Source organism: Microbacterium sp. CCH5-D1, from assembly GCF_001557335.1.
GTDB classification, from domain to species: Bacteria; Actinomycetota; Actinomycetes; order Actinomycetales; family Microbacteriaceae; genus Microbacterium; species Microbacterium oxydans.
On the sequence record NZ_LSJW01000087.1, the window covers coordinates 1 to 23558 of the forward strand.

The window sequence follows — 23558 nt, forward strand, 5'->3', positions numbered from 1 at the left end:
CGGTCGGTCATCGCGTGCGAAGAGCCCACCGCGACCGCGAGAGCATCCACTCCCGTCGCTGCCACGAATGCCCGCGCCTCGTCGGGGTCGGTGCGCACACCGGGCGCATGGGCTCCGTCCTTGCCCCCCACCTCGCCGAGCTCACCCTCGACGTACACGCCGGCCTCGTGCGCACGCGCCGCGACCGCCGCCGTGAGCGCCACGTTGTCGTCGTAGGGCAGCGCCCCGCCGTCGAACATGACCGAGCCGAAGCCCAGCGCGATGGCCTCGTCGACGAGCTCCGGCCGCTCGGCGTGGTCGAGGTGCACAGCAACGGGGGTCTGCGCGCGCCGTGCCACCGCGAGAGTCGCCAGGGCGATGGGTTCGAGCCCACCGTGATAGTCGGCGCAGTTCTGGGAGATCTGCAGGATGACGGGGAGCTGTGCGAGCGCGGCTGCCCGAACCAAGCCCTCCGCCGTCTCGAGATGGATCACGTTGAAAGCGCCGATGCCCGTGCCGGCAGCAGATGCCGCGGAGACGAGGTCGCGAGCGGAGACGAGGGTCACGAGGGGTCCTTCCGGAAGGATTCAGGGTCGGGGCGCGAGATGCGCAAGTGCTGTTCGAGCTCGGTCCAGCGTGAGGAGATGTCGCCCGCGAGTGGCGTGAGCACCGCGGCGGCGGACCATGCCGTTGCACGGCGGAGGATCTGCTCGGGGTCGCGCACCCCGGCGGCGTACAACACGGCGCACGCTGCGACACCGGCATCGCCCGCACCCGTCGGGTTGCCGGAGAGCGGCTCGTCCAGGCGCGCGTGCACGAGCTCGGTCCCGGTCACGGCGAGCATGCCCTCGGCGCCGAGCGAGAGCAGCACGAGCTCCGCGCCCCTGGCGATGAGGGATCGGGCTCCGTCGACCGGGTCGGCGATGCCGGTGGCCTCGACCAGCTCGGCCGCATTCGGCTTGAGCACGCGTGCTCCGGCGTCGGCGGCGAGCAGCAGAGCAGGGCCGGAGGTATCGACGATCACCGGCACGCCGGCATCCCTTCCCACCGCGATGAGCATGGGGATCAACGACTCGGGCGCACCGGGCGGCAGACTGCCGGAAACGACGAGCACCCGGGTGCCCGCGAGCCGTTCGACCACCTCGGCAAGCAGTGCCGCCCACTCCACGTCGGTCGGATTCACGCCGCGTTCGTTGATGATCGTGGTGTCTCCGAGTGCCGCATCGACCACCGCGATGCTGCGACGGGTCTCGGCGGCGACCGGCACCAGGGCGTGCGGCACGCCGCTCGCCCGCAGCTCCTCCGCGAACTCCTCGCCGACCCGACCGCCCACGGTGGTGACCGCGAGCACCTCGGTCCCTTCGGCATGGGCCACGCGGGCGACGTTGAGCCCCTTGCCACCCGCGCGCGCCGCTCCGGGGTCCGCGCGGTGCGTTCCCCCTTCGACGAGTCGGTCGACGCGCCAGGTGAGATCGAGTGCGGGGTTGGGGGTGACGGTGAGGATCACGTGAGCTCCCGAGCTCGAAGCGCGGCACCCAGCAGACCCGCGTTGCCGGAGAGCTCGGCCGGGACCAGAGCGGGGATGCGGTGGAAGCTGAGCCGCGCGGCCAAGCGCGTGCGCAGCTCGTCGAAGAGCGCACCACCGGCACGCGACAGCCCGCCTCCGATCACCACGGCCTCCGGCGCCACGACGGCGGTGAGCTGAGCCAGCGACATCGTCAGAGCGTCGAGTGCCGAGTTCCAGATCTCCGCAGCGGTCTCATCGCCCGCCGCCGCGCGCGCGATCACGTCCTTCGCCCCCTCGGGGGAGATTCCCGTCGCCTCCTGATAGCGACGGGCGATGGCTCCGGCCGAGGCGACGGCTTCCAGGCAGCCGCGAGCGCCGCACGCGCAGATCGGCCCGTCCGCGATCGGGGAGTGCCCGATCTCGCCCGCATATCCTCCCGCGGTGTACGGGACGCCCCCGACGAGCAGGGCGCCCGCGATCCCGGTTCCGATCACGAGCACCACCGCATCGGCGTAGTCACGCGCACCGCCGAGTCGTCGCTCCGCCCAGCTCGCCGCACGCACGTCGTGATCGAACGCCACGGGGAGCCCGAGACGCTCTGCGGCCAGATCGCGCAACGGAGAGTCGTGCCATCCGAGATTGCTCGCGAACACCCCCAGCCCGGCATCCGCGTCGACGATCCCCGGGACGACGAGCCCCACGGCCTGCGGCACGACGTCGGGGTGCGCGGCGCGGAGCTCTCCCGCCAGCACCTCGAGGCGGTCGAGGAGCACCTGCGTGCGATCGCCCTCGGCGATCGGCGTGGGCGTGCGGCGCAGCCCGAGAGCCGTGCCGTCGGCATCGAACAGGGCCGACTTGATGTCGGTGCCGCCCACGTCGAACGCCAGCACGGGCGCGCCGCCGCCGAGAGTCCGCACGGCGGCGAGCTTCTCCCCTGCGGCATCCCGCTCGACGTCGGGGACGTCGGTCGTCCCGTCAGCTCGGGTCATGGTCGGCTCCGGCGGCGGGTTGCGTCATGCATCCAGGATGACGGATCGCGTGAGGTTGCGGGGCTGATCGGGGTCGAGGCCTCGGGCGACGGCCCGGTCGAGTGCGGTGCGGTGCAGGCGCACGAGGTCGGCGAGCGGGTCGATCGCCCGCTGCTCGAACCGGGCACCGGTGGCCTCGACCTGCGCCGAGAGGCCGTCGGGCGCCTCGCCGAACTGCCAGGTGACGCGGCCCGGGGCCGCGATCGCGATCGGACCGTGGCGGTAGTCCATCGACGGGTACGCCTCCGTCCATGACTGCGACGACTCGCGCAGCTTCAGCGCGGCCTCGTGGGCGAGGCCGATGGTCCAGCCGCGACCGAGGAACGTGTACTGCTCCGCGTCGCGCAGCTCGTCGTCGCCGTCCTCGGCGAGCACGGCCTCGGCGTCGGCGATGGCGCCGGAGAGGTCCTCACCGAGCGAGGCGCGGAAGAGGGCGAGGGCCGTGGTGGCGAAACGGGTCTGCACCACCGACTTCTCGTCGGCGAACGGCAGCAGCACGACGTCGTCGACCAGCGAGACCAGCGGCGAGTCCGGGTCTCCGATCACGCCGACCGTGGGGATGCGCCCCTTGATGCGCTCGACGAGCTCGAGCACCTCGCTGGTGGTCCCTGAGCGGGTCAGGGCGACGACGGCGTCATACCCGCGGTCGAGGAAGGCCTCGGATGCCGCGTACGCGTCGGTCTCGCCGTGGCCGGCGGACTCGCGCAGCGCCGCGTACGACTGCGCCATGAACCACGAGGTACCGCAGCCCACGACGGCGATCCGGGCACCGGAAGCGGGGAGCAGCGCCTGCTCGGCCTTCAGGTCTGCGGCCCGAGTCCACATCTCGGGCTGGGAGTTGAGCTCTTCGCGCATGTGTGCGCCGGGCAGCGATTCAGTCATCGAGGTGCCTTTCTGGCGATATGTTGCATACTTGTGATCGTTTCACGCTTGATTCGATCATAGTATGGCGTCGAATCGAGTCGTCAACAGCTTTACCTTGATTTGTTTGTTCTCCTGACAAATAATCGGACAAGTTCCACCCGAGCCCCGGCTTGAACGATCGCGGTTGCCTCCCGGCGAAGCGGTCACCCACGCACTGTCGCGTGATGTGCTTGCGACTGTGCACCACACCCCCCTCCCGACGCGGCCCCGCCGCCGAGGGTTCGGACATCACAGTGAGGAATGCAATACACATGAAGAAGTCACTGCGGTTCGGCGCCGCCGCCATTGCGGCCGTCGCCACGCTCTCGCTCGCTTCGTGCGGGTTCGGCGGTTCTTCCGGCGACAGCGGCGACGCGGAAGGATCCACCACGCTCGACCTCCTCGTCCCGAGCTACTCCGACGGCACCAAGGCCAACTGGGAGACCGTGATCGACGGGTTCGAGAAGGCCAACCCCGACATCAAGGTCAAGCTCGAGGTGCAGTCGTGGGACAACCTCGAGAAGGTCGTCTCCACCAAGATCCAGGCCGGCGAGGCACCGGACATCTACAACGGCGGGCCTTTCGCGGGTTTCGTCGGCGATGAGCTGCTCTACCCGACGAAGGACGTCGTCTCGGACGACACCTACTCGGACTTCCAGGAGTCGTTCCTCAAGAACGCCGAGGTCGACGGCACCGCGTACGCCCTGCCGCTGATCGCCTCGGCTCGCGCCCTGTTCGTCAACAACGCGCTCCTCTCCCAGGCCGGTGTCGAGGCGCCGACCGACTGGGACTCGCTGCTCGACGCCGCGACCAAGGTCTCCGCGCTCGGGGGCGGAGTCGCCGGATACGGCATGCCGCTCGGATCGGAAGAGGCTCAGGCCGAGGCCGCCGTGTGGCTGTGGGGCGGCGGCGGATCGTTCGGCGACGCGTCGGAGATCACGATCGACACCCCGGAGAACCTGGTCGGAGCCGAGCAGATCAAGAAGATGATCGACGCCGGCGCGACCCAGGCCGACCCCGGGTCCACCCAGCGCTCCCCGCTGATGGACATCTTCATCCAGGGCAAGATCGGCATGCAGGTCGGCCTCCCGCCGACGGTCGGCCAGATCGAGGAGAACAACCCCGACCTGGACTACTCCATCGTCCCGATCCCGACGAAGGACGGCTCGCCGTTCACGCTCGGCGTCATGGACCAGCTGATGGCGTTCCAGAACGACGACGACAAGAAGGAAGCGATCACCAAGTTCTTCGACTACTACTACTCGGCAGACGTGTACGTGCCGTGGGTGCAGGCCGAGGGCTTCCTCCCCGTCACCAAGTCCGGCGCCGAGCAGCTCTCCGGCGAGGAGGCCCTCAAGCCGTTCCTCGACGTGCTGCCCGACGCGCAGTTCTACCCGTCGACGAACCCGAAGTGGTCCGCCGCCGACGGTGCGTTCAAGTCGCTGTTCGGCCAGCTGCAGTCGAAGCCGGCGCAGGACGTGCTGACCGAGATCCAGGCACAGGTCGACGCGGGCTGAGCCCGCTGATCGGAGAGGTTCGGGTACCCGAATGAGCCAGAAGACAGAGTCCTCGAACCTCGCGGGGGCGGCGAGCAGCCGCCCCCGCACTCCGAAGACCCCGGATGCCACGCGCGGCCGGCCGGGCGGAAAGGACCTCCTCCAGGCGCTGCCCTGGATCGCACCGGCGCTGCTTCTCATCTTCGGCGTGGTGCTGTTCCCCGCCGGGGTGATGTTCTTCAACTCCACGCGCGACATCTCCCTGTCCGGCCTCGACAAGGGCTCGGTGGGCTTCGACAACTTCGTGACGGTCTTCACCTTCACCGAGTTCTGGCCGATCTTCTTCCGCACGATCGTGTGGGTGGTCGCGGTGGTGACCCTCACGGTGGTGATCTCGCTCGGTCTGGCGCAGATCCTGAACAAGGCCTTCCCCGGGCGTCAGCTCGTGCGCATGGCCGTGATCGTGCCGTGGGCCGCCTCCGTCGTGATGACGACCATGGTGTTCTACTACAGCCTCGAACCGTACTTCGGCATCTTCAACAAGTTCCTCTACGACATCGGGCTCTCCGACGACGCGGTGGGCTACGGCTGGACGAAGAACCCTGCGACGGCCTTCACCTGGTCGATCGTGATCGCGATCTTCGTGTCGCTTCCCTTCACCACGTACACGATCCTCGCCGGGCTCCAGTCGGTCCCGGCCGATGCGATCGAAGCCGCGAAGATGGACGGCGCCGGCCCCGCGCGCACCTACTGGTCGATCGTGCTGCCCCAACTGCGCAGCGCCCTGGCCGTGGCGATCCTCATCAACATCATCAACGTGTTCAACTCGCTGCCGATCCTGAAGGTGATGACCGGCTCGATCCCGGGTTACGGCGCCGACACGATCATGACCCTGATCTTCAAGTACATCGAGCTGCAGAAGAAGGTCGACGTCGCGAGCGCCCTCTCTGTGGTGGCGTTCCTCATCGTCATCGTGATCGTCGCGGCGTACGTGAAGATCGTCAAGCCCATGAAGGAGGTCTGATCATGACCGTGACCGAGACCGAGCTCGTGACCACCGCGGGAGGCCGCGGCCGCCGCACCACCCCTCCGACCCCCGGACGCAAGCGCCGCTACACCGAAGACCAGGTGACGCTGCCCCGCGTGATCCTGCGCACCGTCGCCGGGTTCCTGGTGCTCGCGATCTTCGTGCTGCCGTACCTGATCATGTTCTTCGGCTCGGTGAAGACCAAGGCGCAGATCCGGTCCGTCGATCCCACCTACCTCCCGACCGAGTGGCACTGGGAGAACTACATCTCGATGTGGTCCACCCCCGAGACGCCCCTGCCGTACAACCTGATCTCGACCATCGTCATCGCCGTGTTCGCGACGCTGCTCGTGCTGCTGGTGTCACTTCCGGCGGCGTACTACACGGCACGCTTCAAGTTCCCCGGCCGCATGGTGTTCCTGTTCCTCGTGATCGTCACACAGATGCTGCAGCCGGCCGTGCTGACCTCCGGCCTGTTCCGCCAGTTCACCGTTCTCGGACTCGGCGACACCTGGATGGCGATGATCTTCATCAACGCGGCGTTCAACCTGTCGTTCGCGGTGTGGATCATGCACTCCTTCTTCGCGGGCATCCCCAAGGAGGTCGACGAGGCCGCGCAGATCGACGGAGCCGGACGCTTCACCGTGCTGTTCAAGATCAACCTGCCGCTGGTGTGGCCGGGCATCGTCACCGCGATCGTCTTCACGTTCGTCGCGTGCTGGAACGAGTTCGCCGCCTCGCTGGTGATCCTGTCGACCGACAAGAACCAGCCGTTGTCGGTCGCCCTGACCAAGTTCGTCGGTCAGTACGAGACCAGCTGGCAGTACGTGTTCGGCGTCTCGATCGTCGCGATCCTGCCGGTGGTCATCCTGTTCATGCTCATCGAGAAGCGCCTCGTCGGCGGACTGACCGCCGGCAGCGTGAAGTGACCGCTGATGCACATCAGATATGACCCCGAAGTGGATGCCGCTTACCTCACGGTCGGGCGCGAAGTGCAAGCGGGGGAATCTGTTGCACAAGTACCGGAGATTCGAAACCCTCACGGAGTGGGGGAGATCATCCTTGATTTCGATGCAGATGGGCATCTTCTCGGTGTCGAGATCCTTCAGGCATCGAAACTTCTTCGATCAGATGACCTTGATCGGGCCGAACGCATCTCGAGCGAACCTTCCTGATCACGTCTAGGTAAACCGCACGCGGGTCCACAGCAGGGTCGTCGCCGCCTCATCCCGGAGGTCGCGACGGCCCTGCCCTTTTCGGAACGGGTGCCCTAGCTGCGCGACGTGGATGCGGCGCGCAGCTGCTCCGGGTTCCACCGCACACCCAAGGCCGAGGTCAGGGCGGCCTGCGCCGCCCCGGCCGCGAGCGACACGCGAGGATCGGCGTAGCGCACCGGCACCTGGGCGGTCCCGCGAGCGGGGTACTCGGTCTCTTCCCGCACCCTGTCGAGGAAGCGCGGTCCGAGCTCGGTCGCGGGTCCCCCGATGACCACCTCGATCGGATCGAGCAGAGCGCTGATGAGCTTGACAGCCCTGGCCAATGCACGTGCGCCCTCGTCGAGCTGCTCTTCGTCGGCCTGCGCGGCGAGCGCACGGATCTCGGACGCGTCCATGGCGTCGGAGAACTCCTCGCCCAGCATCGCACCCAGGGCGGCGGCCGACTCGAGGCATCCGCGCTGACCGCATCGGCACGCACGGGCCGCCTCGCCGAACACGACCTGCACGTGCCCGATCTCCCCCGCACGGTCGCGGGGCCCCGGTGCCAGCTCGCCGTCGAGGGTGACGGCCGCACCGACGCCGCCACCGAGGTGGATGAAGAGCCGGTAGCCGGACGGCGACTCCTCCATGCCGGCTTCGGCGATGGCCTCAGCGTCGACGTCGTTGATCAGCAGCACCGGCGCACCGAGCGCCCGCTCGAACCGCTCCGCGAGGGGCACGTTCTGCCACTTCAGCTGCACGCTCTCGAGCACCACACGTCCGTCGGTGGTGCCCGGCAGCTGCACACCGGCGGCGAGGAGTCGACCGCCGAACTCCGCTGCCACGGTGGCGACGGCATCGTCGAGGGTGCGGTCGCGGTTCTCCACGGAGTAGTTCACGCGTCGGCCGTCCACCTCGGTGCCGTCGAGCGCGACGAGGGCGATGTCGGCATGACGAGGCTGGATCACCAGCACCAGGATCACGTGGTGATCCGCGTCGACGCTCAGGGTGGTCGCCCGCTTGCCGCCGGTGCTCGCCGCCTGCTCCCCCTCCACGATCAGCCGGTTCTCGATGAGCTCGGCCACCAGTGAGGACGCGGTGGCGGCCGTCAGACCGGTCGAGCGCGCGATGCCCGCGCGCGTCTGCGTTCCCGGGTTCCGGAAGACCAGCTGCAGTGCCCGCCGCAGGTTCGCACGCCGAACGGACGCCTGGGTGTCGAGGCCGTCATCCGTGCTCAGCATGTGTTCCCGTTTCCGAGGCTCGCTCCTTGCGAGCTGTTGACAGATCGCCGCGCGATCCGTAGTCTCTCCCTAAGTTTATTCATTGAACTTAGTTGGTCAATGAACCTCAAGCTCCGGACGGGCGAGTGCTGCACACACCGTCGCCCGTCCGGCACCTCCTTCTCAGCGGCTCTCGGCCGCTTCGGTGTGGTGGCGGATGACCTCCGCGACAACGAAGTTGAACCACTTCTCCGCGAACTCCGGATCCAGGTGCGCCTCCTCGGCGAGGGCACGCAGTCGTGCGACCTGCTGCTCCTCCCGGTTCGGGTCCGACGCCGGCATCTCGTGCTCCGCTTTCAGATGCCCGACCTGCTGGGTGGCGCGGAAGCGCTCCGCCAGCATGAAGATGAGTGCGGCGTCGATGTTGTCGATGGTGGCACGAAGACGGAGCAGTTCGGCCTTCGGGTCTTCGGCGGCGGTCATGCCCCCTACTCTAGAGCCGCGTGACAACCTGGTTTCGATCCGGGCCACCGCTATCGTGAGCACATGAGCAACGAAGAGTCGCCGGAAACCGCGCCGCACGACGAGGACGCACCCGCCACCGCTCCCGCCGCACCGACCCCCGGGCGCCGTCGGCACTCCGCATCCGACCCCGCCGCCGCGGTGATCGCGTCGGCGGCCGACTCGCCTCGTCCGGTCGTGATCGAGCCGACGACGCCGAGCCGCTCCTTCTGGACGCGCATCGATCGTCCGTTCGTGTTCGGGTTCCTGGTGACTCTCGGCGGCCTGGGCGCGATCGTGATCGGTCTCGCGCTGTCGAACCTGTCCACGGTGCTGATCTACATCGCACTGGCGCTGTTCGGTGCGCTCGGACTCGACCCCGCCGTGCGTTTCCTAGAGCGCCGCGGTCTCTCCCGCGTGATCTCGGTCGTCATCACGATCCTCGCGCTCATCGTCGTGTTCGCCCTGGTGATCTGGATGATCGTCCCCGTGGTGATCGATCAGATCGTGAGCTTCGTGCAGTCCGTGCCCGGCATGATCAAGGACTTCACCCACAGCGACATCTACGCGACCTTGGAAGCGCAGTTCGGCGATCAGTTCCAGGACCTCGTCGCCCAGGTGCAGTCGTTCCTGACCGACTTCGGCAACCTGGCCACGATCGGCGGCGGCGCCCTCGCCGTCGGTGCCTCGATCGCCACCAGCATCTCCGGCGCCATCGTCGTGCTCGTCCTCACGCTGTACTTCCTCGCATCGCTCCCCACCATGAAGCAGGGGATGCTGCGTCTCGCCCCGGCCCGCGACCGGGCTCGCGCCGGAGACATCGCCGACCAGATCACCGACTCGGTGGGCGGTTATGTGATGGGGATGGTGATCCTGGCGTTCTGCAACGCGACGCTGGCCTTCCTCCTGTACCTGTTCCTCGGACTGCCGTTCCCGCCGCTGATGGCGGCGATCGCCTTCTGCATCACGCTGATCCCTCTGGTCGGCTCCGTGCTGTTCTGGATCCTCGGCACCTGCCTCGCGCTGTTCACCAACCCGATCGCCGCCCTGGTCTTCGCGGCGATCTACCTCGTCTACATGCAGATCGAGGCGTACGTGATCACCCCGCGTGTGATGAACAAGGCGGTGTCGGTCCCCGGTTCGCTGGTCGTGATCGGGGCCCTGGCCGGAGGCACCCTGCTCGGTCTGCTCGGTGCCCTGGTGGCGGTACCGGTGACCGCGTCGATCCTCATCATCATCAAGCAGGTCCTCGTGCCGAAGCAGGACGCCAGGATCTGACCCCGCAACGACGAAGCGCCCGGACCCTGTGCGGGTCCGGGCGCTTCTGTCTGTGCGACTCAGCTGAGGTCGTTGTCGGACAGCCACTTCTTGGCGATGTCCTCCGCCGACTTCTGGTCCACCGTGCTCTGCACGTTGAGGGCGACGAGCTCTTCTGCGGTGAGCTTCTTGCTGACCGCGTTGATCACGTCGGAGATCTCGTCGGCGACGTCGCTCGAGGCGATCGGCACGACGTTCGAGGCCAGGATGATGTTCTCCGGGTCTTCGAGCGCGACGATGTCCTCGGTCTGGAACGCCGGGTCGGCCGAGTAGATGTCCGCCACCTGGATCTCACCGGCGAGCAGGGACTCCAGCGTGGTCGGGCCGGTCGCGGAGAAGCCGAGGTCGACGCCGTACACCTCCTTGGCCTTCGCGGGGCCGTAGGGGCGCTGCTCGAACTCCGGTGCGGCGCCGATCGTGACCGGGGTGGTCACCTTGGAGAGGTCGCCGATCGTGGTGAGGCCGTTCTCCTCGGCGAAGCTCTTCAGCACCGTGTAGGTGTCCTGGTCGGAGGCTTCGGCGTAGTCGAGAGCGGTCAGGCCGTCGGGCAGCGCGTCCTTCAGGGCCGCGTACACGTCGTCCGGGCTCGTGGCGGTCGCGTCCTTGTCGAGGTACTCGAGCAGGTTGCCCGTGTACTCCGGGAACAGGTCGATCGCACCGGACTCGACGTCGGGCATGTAGGCGTCGCGCTGGCCGATGCTGAACTGGCGGTCGACGTCGAAGCCCGCGCCCTCGAGCGCCTGGGCGTAGATCTCGGCGATGATCTCGTTCGAGTAGTAGGCCTGCGAGCCGATGACGATGGTGTCGCCGCCGGAGCTCGATCCTTCGCTCGGGGCGTCGAGCGGGTTGCTGTTCGCGCAACCGCCGAGGACGAGCACCGCGGCGAGCGCGGCTCCACCGGCGAGGGCGAGACGTGACTTCCGTGCTGTGAACATGGGACTTCCTCTTCTCTGGGACAACGGGGGTGAGGCTGTGGAACGTGTTTCGGCTGTGGTGCGTGTCAGGCGGTCGTACGCGTCAGGCGGTGGCCGGTGCCGGTGTGGCGGCGGCTGCACGGGAGCGGCGCTTCGTGGTCGGCGCGCGCAAGCCCGCGGGAACGGCGGCGTGCTGGAGGAGGGCGAAGATCAGGTCGACGACCAGCGCGAGCACGGCCACGAGGATCGCGCCGCCGAGCACCTGGTCGAACTTGCGCAGGGGAATGCCCTGGATGATCGGCCAACCGAGGCCGCCGAGGTTCACGTACGCGGCGATGGTGACCGTGGCGATCACCTGCAGCAGGGCCGCGCGGATGCCACCGACCAGCAGCGGGAGCCCGAGGGGCACCTCGACCTTCCAGAACACCTGCCACTCGGTCATGCCCATCGAGCGCGCGGAGTCGAGCACGCGACGGTCGATGGCCTCGAGCCCGGTGTAGGCCCCGGCGAGGAGGGAGGGGATCGCGAGGAGCACGAACGTGATGATCGCGGCCTCGGGCACCCGCAGCACACCCAGGATCAGCACGAGCAGCACCATCAGGCCGAACGACGGGATGGCGCGCGCCGCACCCGACACGGCGACGGCGATCTCGCGGCCCTTGCCGGTGTGGCCGATGAGCCACCCGAGCGGTATCGCGATGACGCCGGCGATCAGCACCGAGATCAACGTGTAGTACATGTGCTGGCCGAACAGGACCGGCAGCGAGTAGGTGCCCACCCACCGGTCGGGGGAGAAGAGCCAGGCGAAGGCTTCCGTGAAGACGTTCATGCGGCGGCCCCCAGTGCGGCGGTCTGCTTCGCCGCGGACGGCGTCTTGGCGGCGCGGGTCCAGGGCATGAGGGCGCGGCCCAGGAGCATGAGCAGCAGATCGATGAGGAGGGCGATCACGACGACGGCGATCACTCCGGCGAAGACCTCGGCGAGGATGCGTCGCTGCAGACCGTTGGTGAAGAGGTAGCCGAGGTTGGTCACTCCGACGAGGATGCCGACCGTGGCGAGGGAGATGGTGCTCACGGCTGCCACGCGGAGACCGGCGAGCACCACGGGACCGGCGAGCGGGAAGTCGACGGTCCAGAATCGGCGGAAGCCGCCGTATCCCATCGCGGTGGCCGACTGGCGGATGGCGGGGTCGACCGAGTCGAGGCCGTCGGACACCGCCCGCACGAGGATCGCGACGGCGTAGATCGTGAGGCCGATGATGAGGTTGATCGGGCTGCGAGCGGGATACCCGGCGACGGACGGGAGGAGGATCAGCAGTGCGAGCGACGGGATCGTGTAGAGCAGCCCGGTGAGGACGATGACCGGTCCCTTCACCAGCTGGTAGCGCCAGGCGAGCCACCCGAGCGGCAGCGACAGCACGAAGCCGAGCACGATCGCGATCGCACTCTGCTGCAGGTGGATCGCGGTCAGCTCGAGGATGAGGCCGAGATTGTCGACGATCCAGTTCACGGAGCGCCCTTCGTCGCGCTCTCCTCGCTCAGGAGGGCGTCGGCCACAGCATCAGGCACATCGATGATCGACCCCTGCGTGCGGCCTTCGCCGTCGACCACCACGGTGCCGTGCGGCGTCTGCTTGAGATGCAGAGCACGGCGTCCGCGTTCGGCGCCGATGAACGCCGAGACGAAATCGTCTGCCGGGTTCTCGATGATCTCGCTCGGGCTGCCGACCTGCACGATGCGGGCGCCCTTGTCGAGGATGACGACCTGGTCGCCGAGCAGGAACGCCTCGTCGATGTCGTGCGTGACGAACACGACCGTCTTGTCGAGCTCTCGCTGCAGCCGCAGGGTCTCCTGCTGCAGGTCGGCTCGCACGATGGGGTCGACCGCGCCGAAGGGCTCGTCCATGAGCAGGATGTTCGGGTCGGCGGCGAGGCCGCGGGCCACGCCGACGCGCTGCTGCTGGCCGCCAGAGAGCTGGCTCGGGTAGCGGTCGGCGAGCGCCTGATCGAGACCCACCGTGTCGAGCAGCTCACGCGCCCGCTGGTGCGCCGGGCCCTTCTTCACCCCGGTCAACCGCAGCACGGTGGCTACGTTGTCGATCACGGTGAAGTGCGGCATGAGGCCGGAGTTCTGCATCACGTAGCCGATGCGTCGGCGCAGTGCCACCGGGTCGCCCTGGAGCACGCTCTCGCCGTCGATCTCGACCTCGCCGGAAGTCGGCTCGACCATGCGGTTGATCATGCGGAGCAGAGTGGTCTTGCCACAGCCGGACGAGCCGACGAACACCGTGGTCTTGCGCGAGGGCAGCACGAGGCTGAAGTCGTCGACGGCGAGGGCGCCGCCGGGGAAGCGCTTGGTGACGTTGCGGAACTCGATCATGGGCTGGTCTCCAGTCGGTCGATCGATGTGCGAGCGGACGAGTCTGTGCTCTTCTGATACTTACGGGGCTCTTCAGATGCCTACGGGGCTCTTCAGATGTCTACGGGCCGACCTCGACGCGCGGATCGAAGGCCACGAACCCGGAGAAGTCCTTGCCCACCCGATCGAACGCCGAGGGGTAGGGGTTCGGATACGACCAGGCGTAGTCGGTGTGGAGCTCGCCGTCGGTCTGCACCGAGTAGTACTGAGCAGCCCCCTTCCAGGGACAGGTGTAGGGCGTGGGGCTCTCGACGAGCACGCCGGGCGTGATGGACGCCGGTGGGAAGTACCAGTTCCCCTCGATGCGGGCGAGATCGCTCTCGTCAGCTTCGGCGATGACGGTTCCTGCGAGTACAGCCTTCATGGTCCTGCCTCCTCGGATGTGGGTATGAGCGTATAAGACGGGTGCGACATCGTGGGTGAGGGTTGCGCCGCGCTCGTCAATATGAGAAACAATCCGGATCCTGTTCGACGCGATCACTCGAACGGATTGCCCCTGATCGCGAGATCAAGCCCTGACGTCCATCAGGCGGAGTCGCGACCGTACCCCTCCAGCAGTCGTAGCCAGATCTCGCTGATCGTGGGGTACGACGGCACCGCGTGCCAGAGGCGGGCGATCGGCACCTCGCCGACGATCGCCACGGTCGCCGCGTGCACCAGTTCCGCCACCTCGGGTCCGACGAACGTCGCACCGATCACGACGTCGCGGTCGGTGTCGACCACGAGTCGCGCCTGGCCTTCGAATCCGTCTTCGTAGAGGCTCGCGCCAGCGACCCAGCCCAGGTCGTAGTCGACGGCCTTCACCGCGATGCCGGCCTTCGTCGCATGAGCCTCGGTGAGCCCCACCGATCCGACCTCGGGGATCGAGAATGTGACCTGCGGGACGGCGGCCTGGTCGGCGGTCGCGATGTGACGACCCCACGGGGCGTCGTCGACATCTTCGCCCTTGGCGCGGGCGACGATCACATCGCCGGCGGCGCGCGCCTGGTACTTGCCCTGGTGGGTGAGGAGCACGCGACCGTTGACGTCGCCGACCGCGTAGAGCCAGTCGGATCCGGGGACGCGGAGCGTGTCGTCGACGTCGATCCAGCGACCGGGTTCCAGGCCCACGACGTCGAGGCCGATGTCACCGCTTCGGGGCGAGCGACCCGTCGCGGCCAGCACCTCGGTCGCGGTGATCTCCTCGCCGCCGTCGAGGGTGATGGTCACGCCGTCCGCGCCGCGGCGCACGGATGTGGTGCCCGTGCCGGTGCGCACGTCGACACCGAGCTCCTTGAGGCCCGCGGCGACACGTTCGCCCGCGAAGGGCTCCATCCCGCCGAGCAGACCGCTGCGGGCGATCACCGTGACCTTCGAGCCGAGTGCGGCATAGGCGGTCGCCATCTCGACGGCCACAACCCCTCCGCCGATCACCGCCAGGCTGTCGGGCAGCTCTTCGGCGCTGGTGGCCTCCCGGCTCGTCCACGGTGTGGCATCGCGGAGTCCATCGATAGGCGGGATGACGGCATCCGATCCGGTGCTGATGGCGACAGCGTGCCGCGCCGTGAGCACGCGCTGGGCGCCATCGGCATCCGTCACCGTGACTTCGCGCTCACCCGTGATGCGGCCGTGGCCGCGGGCCAGGTCGATGCCGGCCGAGTCGAGCCATTTGACCTGACCGTCGTCCGACCAGTTGCTGGTGAACGAGTCGCGGCGGTCGAACACGGCCCGCACGTCCAGCTTTCCGGTCACCGCCTGGGACGAACCGCCCACGTGCTGCGCGGCACGGAGCGCCTGCGCCGACCTCAACAATGCCTTCGACGGCATACACGCCCAGTAGGAGCATTCACCCCCGACGAGCTCGCTCTCCACGATGATCGCGGTGAGCCCGCCCTGCACGGCTCGGTCGGCGACGTTCTCGCCCACCGGACCACCGCCCAACACGATCAGGTCGTACTCGTCGGTCTTCTCCGCAGCGTTCATGCGTCGCACCTCTCCGTGAGCCGGTTACGTGGCCCAGTCTCGCTCATGAGCAACGCCGAGTCACGGGTGAGTTGTTCCCTTCGGCGTGGCGCGAGGAGGGGCTGCGGCAGGCCATAGAGTGTGGTTCGTTGTTTCGATCGGCGGCGGAGGCCCCGGGCGCAGATCCACTTCGCGCGCTATTAGCCGCACGATCTCCGAGGATGCCCGCCGATGAGCACTGCGATCACTCCCCCGCCGGGTTGGTATCCGGCACCGGATGGCACCGAGGCCACACGGTGGTGGGATGGCGCCAGCCGGCTGCCACCACGGAGCGAACAGGCCGCTTTGCGGACGATCACCAAGCTCGCCACTGCGACCCAGGTCATGGTCATCGTCTGCGGTGTTCTGGCACTCGTGCTCGTTGGCGTCGAGGCTATGGGTATCACGGCGCTCACCAGCTACCTCGATGGGAACACCTCGGCCGTCGAGACTCTCCACCTGTATGACTGGACCTGGATTGTCGGTAACGCACTGGCGACCCTGTCGATGACCGCCGCCGCGACGCTGTGGGCTACCTGGCAGTACCGTGTCGCCCTGCAAGTTGCGGGGCTCACCCGTCGCGCCGCAACACGAAGAAGGCCCACGTGCGAACGTGGGCCTTCTTCGTATTGCTGGTCAGCGGCGACGTGTCGACGTTCAGCCGGGACGATCTTGCCTCGCTCGACTCCCGCTGATGCGGACTCGAGTGCGTGGACGAGCGTCTTGTTCGAGAGCAGTCGTCGTTCGTAGTCCGAGATGACGGTGACGGGTTCGAGGGTGACGGGCCAGCTCGCGGTTCAGTGCAGCGATTGCTCACCGCGTCATGAGATCAGACAGTTCTTTAGCCGCACTGGAGCTTGTAATCGCCGGAGCTGAGCTGAGCTGACGCAGCGGTGACATCCTTGGCCCCAGAGGCTTTGAAATACGAGACAACGCGGAACGTGTGCTGCCCGGTCCCATTGCATTTGTACTGGACACTCTTTTGCACCATGTTCCACGTGCCAAAACTCTCGAAGGCTTCAGTAACCGGAACCCAGAGCCACCCGTTATGCATGAAAACGATGGACCTGATGTACGTCTTGGTGACGGCTCCCCAACAACTAGAGATTGCTGGCTTCGCGCCCACTGAACCGGAGGGGAACCCCTGTCCGGATGATCTCTTCCACATCTGTCCCACCGCAAAATGACAATTTCCTACTACCGTCGCTCTCGTGGTCGCACCTGGCGTCGATTCAGGAGCGCCGATGCTCGTGTCCGAACCAAGTGCATCCATCTCCGCGTCCGTCATCACCACCGCATCAGCAGGAAGTGGTGTTCCATCCGGGTAGACGAGGTACTCGTCGGGAACGTCCGCCGAGCTCACCGCTGTGAGTGGCGGGAGGTCGGGCGCGTCGTTCCCTGATGATGCCGCGTAAGCCGGGCTGCCGCCGGCTGCTACGATCCCGAGGATCAAAGATCCAGCGATAATAAAACCGAACTTACGGTGGTGACGGTGTCTCATCTTTGAATACCTATTTCTAGTCAACTAAAACTTCCGCTAGACACTCGAGCCGCTTGACGCGCGGTAGGAGAGTCGTAGCGTTTACTGCGAGTAAAGAGGCCCATCTGTTCCTGCGACCCGATAAGGCACAGAGACAGGGGTAAGCAGAACTGAGAGTCCGCTATCAGCCGCATACTTTTCCTGGAATTCGTACGCGTCGCTTTCGACGTCAAAAACGCCGATGAAACCAGGAGTTTCTTCCAAGTACACGATCCACACCATCATAAATGAAATGTATCACTTTCGACCTGGTGACCGTCCTCGGCTATCAGCGCCTTCGCCCCGCGTGACGATACTGTCAAGAACTTCTTCGTCATGAGCTGTCTCCCTGAGTAACTGGAAGCTATAGCATCGCCGACCCGCAAGCTCCGTGTCTGTAGGACGTTCGGCCTACAGACAACGCCCTGCCAACCGACTAAGGTCTCTTGGCTGCTCCGTCCATCGATCGAAGCCAGCCTGATGGACTCGGCATGCTGACTTCGTCCAACCCTGCCGGACGGCGCAGAGTCTCGGGCGGCGGCGTGGAACAGGCTGCAGTTCGCGCATCAGATCTGGCGAGAGGTTGAGGAGGCCGAGGGTGCCGGCGTTGCCGCCGTTGGTTCATCGGTGGTAACCCGCTGCTGGCGGAACAGTCGCCTGTTGCTGCGATCCGAAATGATCGTCACGCGGAGGTTCGTCGAGCCGCCCAGGCGTTCGTTGACGGCGACGTCGACGTCGACGTCGACGAGTGAGTCTGCACACGCGCACCTGCAAGGTCAGCGGACTCCGACTGGTCCCATTCGCGCGCGAAAATTCGCGTCCACGGAAGCGCGTGGCGTGCGCTTGAGAGCTTTCGTGACCTTATTAACAGCCATGCAAGAGTCGCGATCGGAATCAATGCCCAAAGGGCTATTCCGCGAATCATCAAGAATAGAAACCATCCTATGCCATTTGCAAATTTCATTACAGACCTCCTAGGAACCCAGGGATTGCAGGCCCACACTCCGCGCCAAACCCGCCCTGCTCAAAGCCGGCCCACCCGGGTGCGCGCCCTCCTGCAATCGGTGCAACCGTCATGCGACACCGACGCAAGCTGTCGCGGTCCTCTAGCTGTGTCGAACCACCTGAAGGCCGGGGTGAAAACCGGCTCCGACAGTCGACATCATCCGCGCGCTTGTCCTGAACCGATAAACCGCATACTCTCTCACGGAGCTCCGGCAAAAGCTACTGCGCTTTAACCGCTTGCATGATAAGAGTAGCAGCAAATTCGGTTTCCTTTTCGCTCGGACCGTGCCAGCCAGAACCGCTTCTCGGCGCGAGCATAAAAAGCCATCTATCTCCGGAATGTGTAGTGATCGCAAGTTCGGTATAGGAGATGCTCGTCGTTTCACTGCGGGAAACGCTCTCAATAGCTTTAAAACGAATATCAGCGCACATATCGAACTCCTCACTTCGCTTCGACGTACGCTGTGATCTAACCGCAATTCGATCGTCTAAAATCAGCAACCACCCCGAGTGCATGCGCTTGCTCGGTCCCCTTGAACTCTCACGCCTGGCCTGAATGAAGGCAAAAGCTCCGCGCGCACCGGCTGCCGTGGATGAAGTATGAGCCTTCCTGACGACGTTCCTCCACCGATAGACATGAAAGAAAAACGATCCAACGAGGCAGAGCCCAATTGCACCAAAGAACAGCACACTTGGGAGGGGGGATCCCTGCAGCCCCGGAAGCGCTGTGCAACCCACACCTAGGATGAGCGCTCCGACGCTCGCGAAATTGCGTCCGAATGTTGTCGTGGGCCCGTACGGGGTTCTCTGCAAAATGTTCATACTCTCGAAAGAGTACCAATCTATCTCAGGCCTCTTCGCCGCGCCAGGCAACGAGGTCAGGAACATTGCGCCCCCGGTGATGGTGCCGAATATTCCGCCGCCTAAGATTCCGCCTACGGGACCCCCGACTATTCCGATGATAGCCGCCGTTGCCGCGCCTGCAACTCCAAGACCACAAATCGCGTCCCATTTGTGAGCAATGCAGTCTGCCAGAACACCGACTGTCGTAAATGCTGTCGAGGCGTAACCAGCCAGCGATGCCAGTCCGAGCAATGGCACTGCGAGCGGCGGCGCCTTCACGGTTATCGCCGCGACCGCGAGCCCCGTGCTGATCGCCCCGGACACAAAACCAGCCACATTCATGGCTGCGCCGAAATTCGACAGGATGAAGTAGCCCCAACGAAGGGGTTTAGTCGGGCGTGGAACGGGACGGCTTTGCTTCGATGCCGGATTTGCCACCTTCGTCGTGGCTTGCGCAGGCTTCTCGATCGACCACTTCTCTCCCGTCAGGTCGTGTCCGTTGATGGGGTCGGTGGGCCAGGAGTAGTCGTTCGCCCCACCACCTTCGATGGGGTCGACTTGCAGGAACCGTCCGAGGGCGGGGACATACAACCGCACCCCCATCTCCACCACCAGAGCCGAACCCGCCGACTCCGCGGGCTTCAACGCCCCCTGATGCCAGAGGGTGTTCCCCGCGACCTGCCCGGTGCCATCCGACGCGACCGTCCCGATCGCGAACGTGACCGGGTCCACCGGCTGACCGAACGGATCCCACAACAACAACCCGCTTGTCGTCGTGCCGGTGCGCGTCACCAAGCCGTGCCCACCCAACCCGGGGAACGACCACGTCACCTCCCCCGCCTGGTTCGTCCACGACACGCCACCCGGCAGCCCGACGGTCCGCGTCAAACCTGCACCAGACCTCTGCCCCCACGCCGCATCACCACCCGCCGCATACAGGTAGCTCGTCGTCACCGCCGGCTCCGCACCCGCCGGATCGATCGTCCGCGATGCCATACGCCCGGTCGCATCCCGCACGATCCGCACCGTCGTCCCATCGTCATACGTCGTCCCGATGTGCCGGTTCGCGGCATCGTACGAGAACTGCATGTCACCCAGACGAACCGTGTTCCCCCGCCCGTCGTACACGACCTCCGACGCCGACAGACCATCCGCGACAGTCGTCGCACCCGGGACCGCCCCCGTGACTGTCGAGGACAGTAGCCTGTCCGCCCAGTCGAAGCAGAACTTCGTCGTGGTGGTCACGGCCGCCTGACCCGGCGCCGTCCACACATCCGTCGAACCCGTCCGGTTGCCGGACATGCCCGCCGCCGCATTCGGACCGCACCCACCCGACGACCCGAACCCATACGTGAGCTTGTGCCCGGGAATGGCCGCCGACACCAGCCGTCCCGCCGTGTCATACCCGTACGTCGACGAATACGACGTCGATCCCGTCGACGACTGCTGCTTCACCACACGGCCCGACTGCGAACGCACGACAGCATCCGACACGACCTGACCGCCGACCAGCCACTCCTGGCCGATCACCCGCTCCGCCGCATCACGGCTCACGCTGTTCAACGCCGAACCATCCGGATACGCGATCTGCTTCAACCGCTGCAAAGCGTCATACGTCACCGACGCGAGCTGCTGCCCATCGACCGTGACCGTCTTCACCTTGCCGTCGGCGTCATACGTGTACGCCGTCACCGACGCCGCACCACTGGCCGGAGTCGTCGAGATCTGCGTCACACGCCCGGATGCGGGGTCGTATGTGGGCGTGGTCACCGTGCCCCACACATCCGTGTAGCTCACGACCCGACCGAGCAGGTCGGAGACGGTCGTGATGGTCGAGCCGTTCGGCGACCCTGCGACCGCTACCCCACTCGTGACGGTGGTGTATCCACCGTTCGTCACTCGTGTCGACTCCGTTGTCGTGCTCGAGATCGTCGCCACGCCCGAAGGACCGGCGACCGTCGTGGAGATCACCTTGCCCCGGCCGTCGTACCCGGTGCACGACCACGCTGTGTCGCCGCTGGTCTTCGTCCCCACCGTGCGACCCCACGCGTCATACGCGTACTCCGTGGTGATCGGCGTGCCCGTTGCCGGGGTCGGTCCCGTCGTGGACTTGAGGAGACCGAACTGTTTGGTCCCCGCCGGAAGGCCGCACACAGCCGGGGCGCTGTTGATATCGCCGTAGTAGGTGCTGGTGCTCTTGGCCGTCGCCGGTGCGCCTGCTGCCCCACCGGCGGGGAGCGTGCGGGTCAGACGCCTGAGCCACCCGGCCGCACCCGGCTGCTCGAACGTCGTCGACGTCGTCAGCGCGAGGCCGTCGGGGTCGGAGCCTTCACCCCTCCGCGAGCGGCCGGTACGCGGCGGTGACGCCTACGCCACCGCTCTCGCAGGCTCCCGCACCCGCACACCGTCGGCGAAGGCCCGCGGGTAGGCGCGCCGGAGCGCGACGACGACGAGCGTGGCCGCGGTCACCTTGATCAGATCGCCGGGCAGGAACGCGAGGCTCGACAGCGCCGTGGGTCCGAGGGGCACGCCGGTCACGAGAGCCTGCACGGGGGTGCCGAACGCGTAGACGACGAACACACCGCCGACCAGTGCCGCGATCGCGGAGCGCCACCAGGTGAAGCGCCCCGTGCGCATGAGCAGGCCGATCACGACGACGCCGGCGATCCAACCGATGAGGTACCCGGCGCTCGGGCCGACGAACACTCCGAGTCCTCCACGACCGCCCGCCAACACGGGCAGCCCGACGGCGGCGAGCACGAGCACGAGGAGGATGGCGAGAGGCGCGAGGCGCGGACCCAGCACGAGCCCTGCGAGCATGACACCGAGGGTCTGCGCGGTGATGGGCACCCCGGCGGGCAGAGGCACGATCACCGCGCCGAGCACGATGATCAGGGCGGCGAACACCGCGATGCGTCCGAGCGATGCGCTGGCGTCTGTGGCGCGCGACGTTGTCATGAATCCTCCTGAACACCGTTCACTTGAACGGTGTTCATTAGAATAGGGACGCCATCCTCTCCACGCAAACCCGCCCCAGGAGCCATCACGTCCTTCTCCCCGATGCTGCGCCGTGTCGCCGTCGAAGACCCCGCTCGGCCGGCCATCGTCGACCACGATGCCGGCGTGACCTATGGCGAGCTCCACACCGAGTCGCGGCGGATTTCGGCGTCTCTCGAGCGCCTGCTCACAGCCCACTCGGCGCGGGCGGATTCACCCGGTCTTTCGACGCCGCCGCCCGTCGTCGCCATCTGTCTGAGCCGGGCTTTCGACACCGCACGCACCGTCGTCGCGATGGAGGCGGGGTATCGCATCCTCAGCGTCGTGGATGCGCACTGGCCGGTGTCACTGCAGACGCAGCTGATCACATCCACCGGCGCGGTGGCGGTGATCACTGATGTCGCTGCGCTGCGAACCGCGCTGGATGCGAGCGGCTGGCCGGGTCTGATCCTCGGGCTCGCTGACCTCGAGAACTCCGGATCACTCGCCTATGCCGACCCCGATGATCCTGCCGACGATGCCCCATTCCTGCTGCTCACCTCATCCGGTACGACAGGACGACCGAAGCCCTTCCTCAAGACCCGCGCGCAGTACACCGCGAACATCGATGTCTCGCGCACATATCTGGGTGCGAGCAACCGCGTCGCGACCTTCGCACCGGGCCCGATGTCGTACAGCCTGACTCTCTACACACTGTTCGAGGTTCTCGCCTCCGGCGGCGAGCTGCACGTCGCCGACCGTCTCGACGACCTGTGGCTCACCCCCCGCGCGCGGGACGAACGCATCACGCGAGTGGTCACTGTTCCGGCGGCGGCTGCCGCCCTCGCCGACGCCGCGAGGCGCAACCCGGGAAGGTACGACGGCATCGAGCTGATCGTCACGGGAGGCGCCACGCTCTCGGCGTCGGCTCGAGCCAGAGTGTCCGACGCACTCCCCCGCACCCGGACGCTCAGTTACTTCGGCACCGGCGAACTCGGCTTCATCGGCGACGACCGCGCCGGCGACGGACGCATCCGGCTCTACCCGCAGGTGGAAGCCCGGGTGCGCGACGACGACGGCGATGATCTGGCACCCGGCGAGCTCGGCACGCTCTGGGTGCGCTCCCCCTCGTGCTCGACCGGCTACCTGCCGGGAACGACTTCCGCGTCGTTGACGGATGCCGACGGCTGGGCGAGCGTGCACGATCAGGGGCGACTGCGGGGCCGGGACTTCTCGTTCGCCGGCAGAAGCGGAGATGTCGTCACCACCGGCGGGCATACCGTCGCCCTCGACGAAGTGGAACGCGCATTCGACGGGATGCCGGGCCTCGGCGACATCTGCGTGATCGCCGAGAGTGACGACCGCCTCGGCACGCGGATCATCCTGGTCGTCGAAGGCGATGCGCCACCGGCAGCGACATTGCGCACGTGGGCGAGGGACCGGCTCCCTCCGGCATCCGTGCCACGCCGCTGGCACCGCCTACCGGAGTTCCCACGAACCTCCGGCGGCAAGATTCGTCGCAGCGCGGTTGCCGATCTCGTGGCGCTCGGGCGGAGGCCATCGTGAGCGTCGAGAGGTCTGTCGTCGTCACCGGGATCGGCGCCATCACCCCGAGTGGTCTCACCGCGCCGAGCATGTGGGCGTCAGTCCGCGCCGGACGAAGCGGCATCACGCGGCTTCCGCCTGAGCTCGAAGGTTCCGGGCCGGTGCAGGTCGGCGGAGTAGTCGGC

The 23558-nt window shown here is 66.7% G+C and carries 24 protein-coding genes; 9 read left to right on the forward strand and 15 right to left on the reverse strand.

Features of this window, described 5'->3' with window-relative positions; genetic code table 11:
• The 4 genes from AX744_RS05970 to AX744_RS05985 all read right to left on the reverse strand — a co-directional run.
• The coding region (locus tag AX744_RS05970) for a class II fructose-bisphosphate aldolase (protein ID WP_197429161.1) at positions 1-545 on the reverse strand (545 nt) is incomplete at its 3' end.
• Positions 542-1486 (reverse strand): 1-phosphofructokinase family hexose kinase, encoded by a 945-nt coding sequence (locus AX744_RS05975; protein ID WP_061015804.1) that lies wholly within the window; start codon positions 1484-1486, stop codon positions 542-544. The genes AX744_RS05975 and AX744_RS05970, both read right to left, overlap by 4 nt.
• A complete protein-coding gene (locus AX744_RS05980; RefSeq protein ID WP_197429162.1) occupies positions 1483-2475 on the reverse strand; it encodes an ROK family protein in 993 nt (330 codons plus the stop codon). The genes AX744_RS05975 and AX744_RS05980 overlap by 4 nt, the downstream gene beginning before the upstream one ends.
• Before the next feature lie 24 nt (positions 2476-2499).
• Complete coding sequence (locus tag AX744_RS05985) at positions 2500-3396, reverse strand: SIS domain-containing protein (RefSeq protein ID WP_061015805.1); 897 nt, start codon at positions 3394-3396, stop codon at positions 2500-2502.
• Between the two features lie 293 nt (positions 3397-3689).
• Here AX744_RS05985 and AX744_RS05990 point away from each other — a divergent pair, with 293 nt between their 5' ends.
• Genes AX744_RS05990 through AX744_RS19950 form a run of 4 tightly spaced genes read left to right on the forward strand, consistent with a single transcriptional unit; the run spans position 3690 to position 7115 of the window.
• The gene (locus AX744_RS05990) at positions 3690-4934 is read left to right on the forward strand and encodes an extracellular solute-binding protein (RefSeq protein ID WP_061015807.1); all 1245 of its coding nucleotides are present in this window, start codon (positions 3690-3692) and stop codon (positions 4932-4934) included.
• 31 nt (positions 4935-4965) lie between these two features.
• Positions 4966-5937 (forward strand): carbohydrate ABC transporter permease, encoded by a 972-nt coding sequence (locus AX744_RS05995; RefSeq protein WP_046748081.1) that lies wholly within the window; start codon positions 4966-4968, stop codon positions 5935-5937.
• Positions 5938-5939: 2 nt separating this feature from the next.
• Entirely contained in the window at positions 5940-6869 is a 930-nt protein-coding gene (locus AX744_RS06000; RefSeq protein WP_171011063.1) for a carbohydrate ABC transporter permease, read from the forward strand.
• A gap of 6 nt (positions 6870-6875) precedes the next feature.
• A complete protein-coding gene (locus AX744_RS19950; protein ID WP_082738423.1) occupies positions 6876-7115 on the forward strand; it encodes a DUF2283 domain-containing protein in 240 nt (79 codons plus the stop codon).
• Between the two features lie 95 nt (positions 7116-7210).
• Here AX744_RS19950 and AX744_RS06005 read toward each other — a convergent pair whose 3' ends face one another.
• A complete protein-coding gene (locus AX744_RS06005) occupies positions 7211-8377 on the reverse strand; it encodes an ROK family protein (protein ID WP_061015809.1) in 1167 nt (388 codons plus the stop codon).
• Between the two features lie 162 nt (positions 8378-8539).
• Positions 8540-8839 carry a chorismate mutase gene (locus tag AX744_RS06010; protein ID WP_021200128.1) on the reverse strand — a complete coding sequence of 100 codons (300 nt, stop codon included), beginning with the start codon at positions 8837-8839 and terminating at the stop codon, positions 8540-8542.
• A 63-nt stretch (positions 8840-8902) separates the two neighbouring features.
• On the opposite strand from AX744_RS06010, the gene AX744_RS06015 reads away from it, so the two are divergent.
• Complete coding sequence (locus AX744_RS06015) at positions 8903-10135, forward strand: AI-2E family transporter (protein ID WP_061015811.1); 1233 nt, start codon at positions 8903-8905, stop codon at positions 10133-10135.
• A 59-nt stretch (positions 10136-10194) separates the two neighbouring features.
• On the opposite strand, the gene AX744_RS06020 is transcribed toward AX744_RS06015, so the two are convergent.
• The 6 genes from AX744_RS06020 to AX744_RS06045 all read right to left on the reverse strand — a co-directional run bounded on the left by AX744_RS06020 (position 10195) and on the right by AX744_RS06045 (position 15467).
• A complete protein-coding gene (locus AX744_RS06020) occupies positions 10195-11109 on the reverse strand; it encodes an ABC transporter substrate-binding protein (RefSeq protein WP_058630856.1) in 915 nt (304 codons plus the stop codon).
• Positions 11110-11191: 82 nt separating this feature from the next.
• The gene (locus AX744_RS06025) at positions 11192-11917 is read right to left on the reverse strand and encodes an ABC transporter permease (protein WP_061015814.1); all 726 of its coding nucleotides are present in this window, start codon (positions 11915-11917) and stop codon (positions 11192-11194) included.
• The gene (locus AX744_RS06030; protein WP_061015815.1) at positions 11914-12597 is read right to left on the reverse strand and encodes an ABC transporter permease; all 684 of its coding nucleotides are present in this window, start codon (positions 12595-12597) and stop codon (positions 11914-11916) included. Before AX744_RS06030 ends, AX744_RS06025 begins: the two co-directional genes overlap by 4 nt.
• Entirely contained in the window at positions 12594-13466 is an 873-nt protein-coding gene (locus AX744_RS06035) for an ABC transporter ATP-binding protein (protein ID WP_061015817.1), read from the reverse strand. Before AX744_RS06035 ends, AX744_RS06030 begins: the two co-directional genes overlap by 4 nt.
• Positions 13467-13566: 100 nt before the next feature.
• The gene (locus AX744_RS06040) at positions 13567-13869 is read right to left on the reverse strand and encodes a DUF427 domain-containing protein (RefSeq protein WP_061015819.1); all 303 of its coding nucleotides are present in this window, start codon (positions 13867-13869) and stop codon (positions 13567-13569) included.
• 161 nt (positions 13870-14030) lie between these two features.
• On the reverse strand, positions 14031-15467 hold the full coding sequence (locus AX744_RS06045) for a dihydrolipoyl dehydrogenase family protein (RefSeq protein WP_061015820.1): 1437 nt from the start codon (positions 15465-15467) through the stop codon (positions 14031-14033).
• A gap of 210 nt (positions 15468-15677) precedes the next feature.
• Here AX744_RS06045 and AX744_RS21795 point away from each other — a divergent pair, with 210 nt between their 5' ends.
• On the forward strand, positions 15678-16235 hold the full coding sequence (locus tag AX744_RS21795; protein ID WP_157543526.1) for a DUF2510 domain-containing protein: 558 nt from the start codon (positions 15678-15680) through the stop codon (positions 16233-16235).
• A 91-nt stretch (positions 16236-16326) separates the two neighbouring features.
• On the opposite strand, the gene AX744_RS20225 is transcribed toward AX744_RS21795, so the two are convergent.
• A complete protein-coding gene (locus AX744_RS20225) occupies positions 16327-16986 on the reverse strand; it encodes a hypothetical protein (RefSeq protein ID WP_157543527.1) in 660 nt (219 codons plus the stop codon).
• Between the two features lie 1242 nt (positions 16987-18228).
• Positions 18229-20649 (reverse strand): RHS repeat-associated core domain-containing protein, encoded by a 2421-nt coding sequence (locus AX744_RS06055; RefSeq protein ID WP_061015822.1) that lies wholly within the window; start codon positions 20647-20649, stop codon positions 18229-18231.
• Between the two features lie 31 nt (positions 20650-20680).
• Between AX744_RS06055 and AX744_RS06060 the strand changes: the two genes are divergently transcribed.
• Complete coding sequence (locus AX744_RS06060; RefSeq protein ID WP_061015824.1) at positions 20681-21034, forward strand: hypothetical protein; 354 nt, start codon at positions 20681-20683, stop codon at positions 21032-21034.
• A 185-nt stretch (positions 21035-21219) separates the two neighbouring features.
• Here the strand turns inward: AX744_RS06060 and AX744_RS06065 are convergent, their stop codons facing one another.
• Positions 21220-21810, reverse strand: a complete 591-nt coding sequence (locus tag AX744_RS06065; protein WP_061015826.1) for a biotin transporter BioY — start codon at positions 21808-21810, stop codon at positions 21220-21222.
• A 102-nt stretch (positions 21811-21912) separates the two neighbouring features.
• Here AX744_RS06065 and AX744_RS06070 point away from each other — a divergent pair, with 102 nt between their 5' ends.
• Together AX744_RS06070 and AX744_RS20230 are read left to right on the forward strand one after the other, a co-directional pair.
• On the forward strand, positions 21913-23394 hold the full coding sequence (locus tag AX744_RS06070; RefSeq protein WP_061015828.1) for a class I adenylate-forming enzyme family protein: 1482 nt from the start codon (positions 21913-21915) through the stop codon (positions 23392-23394).
• Positions 23391-23558, forward strand: a 168-nt coding sequence (locus AX744_RS20230; RefSeq protein ID WP_269454443.1) for a beta-ketoacyl synthase N-terminal-like domain-containing protein, incomplete at its 3' end; no start/stop codon positions are given. The genes AX744_RS06070 and AX744_RS20230, both read left to right, overlap by 4 nt.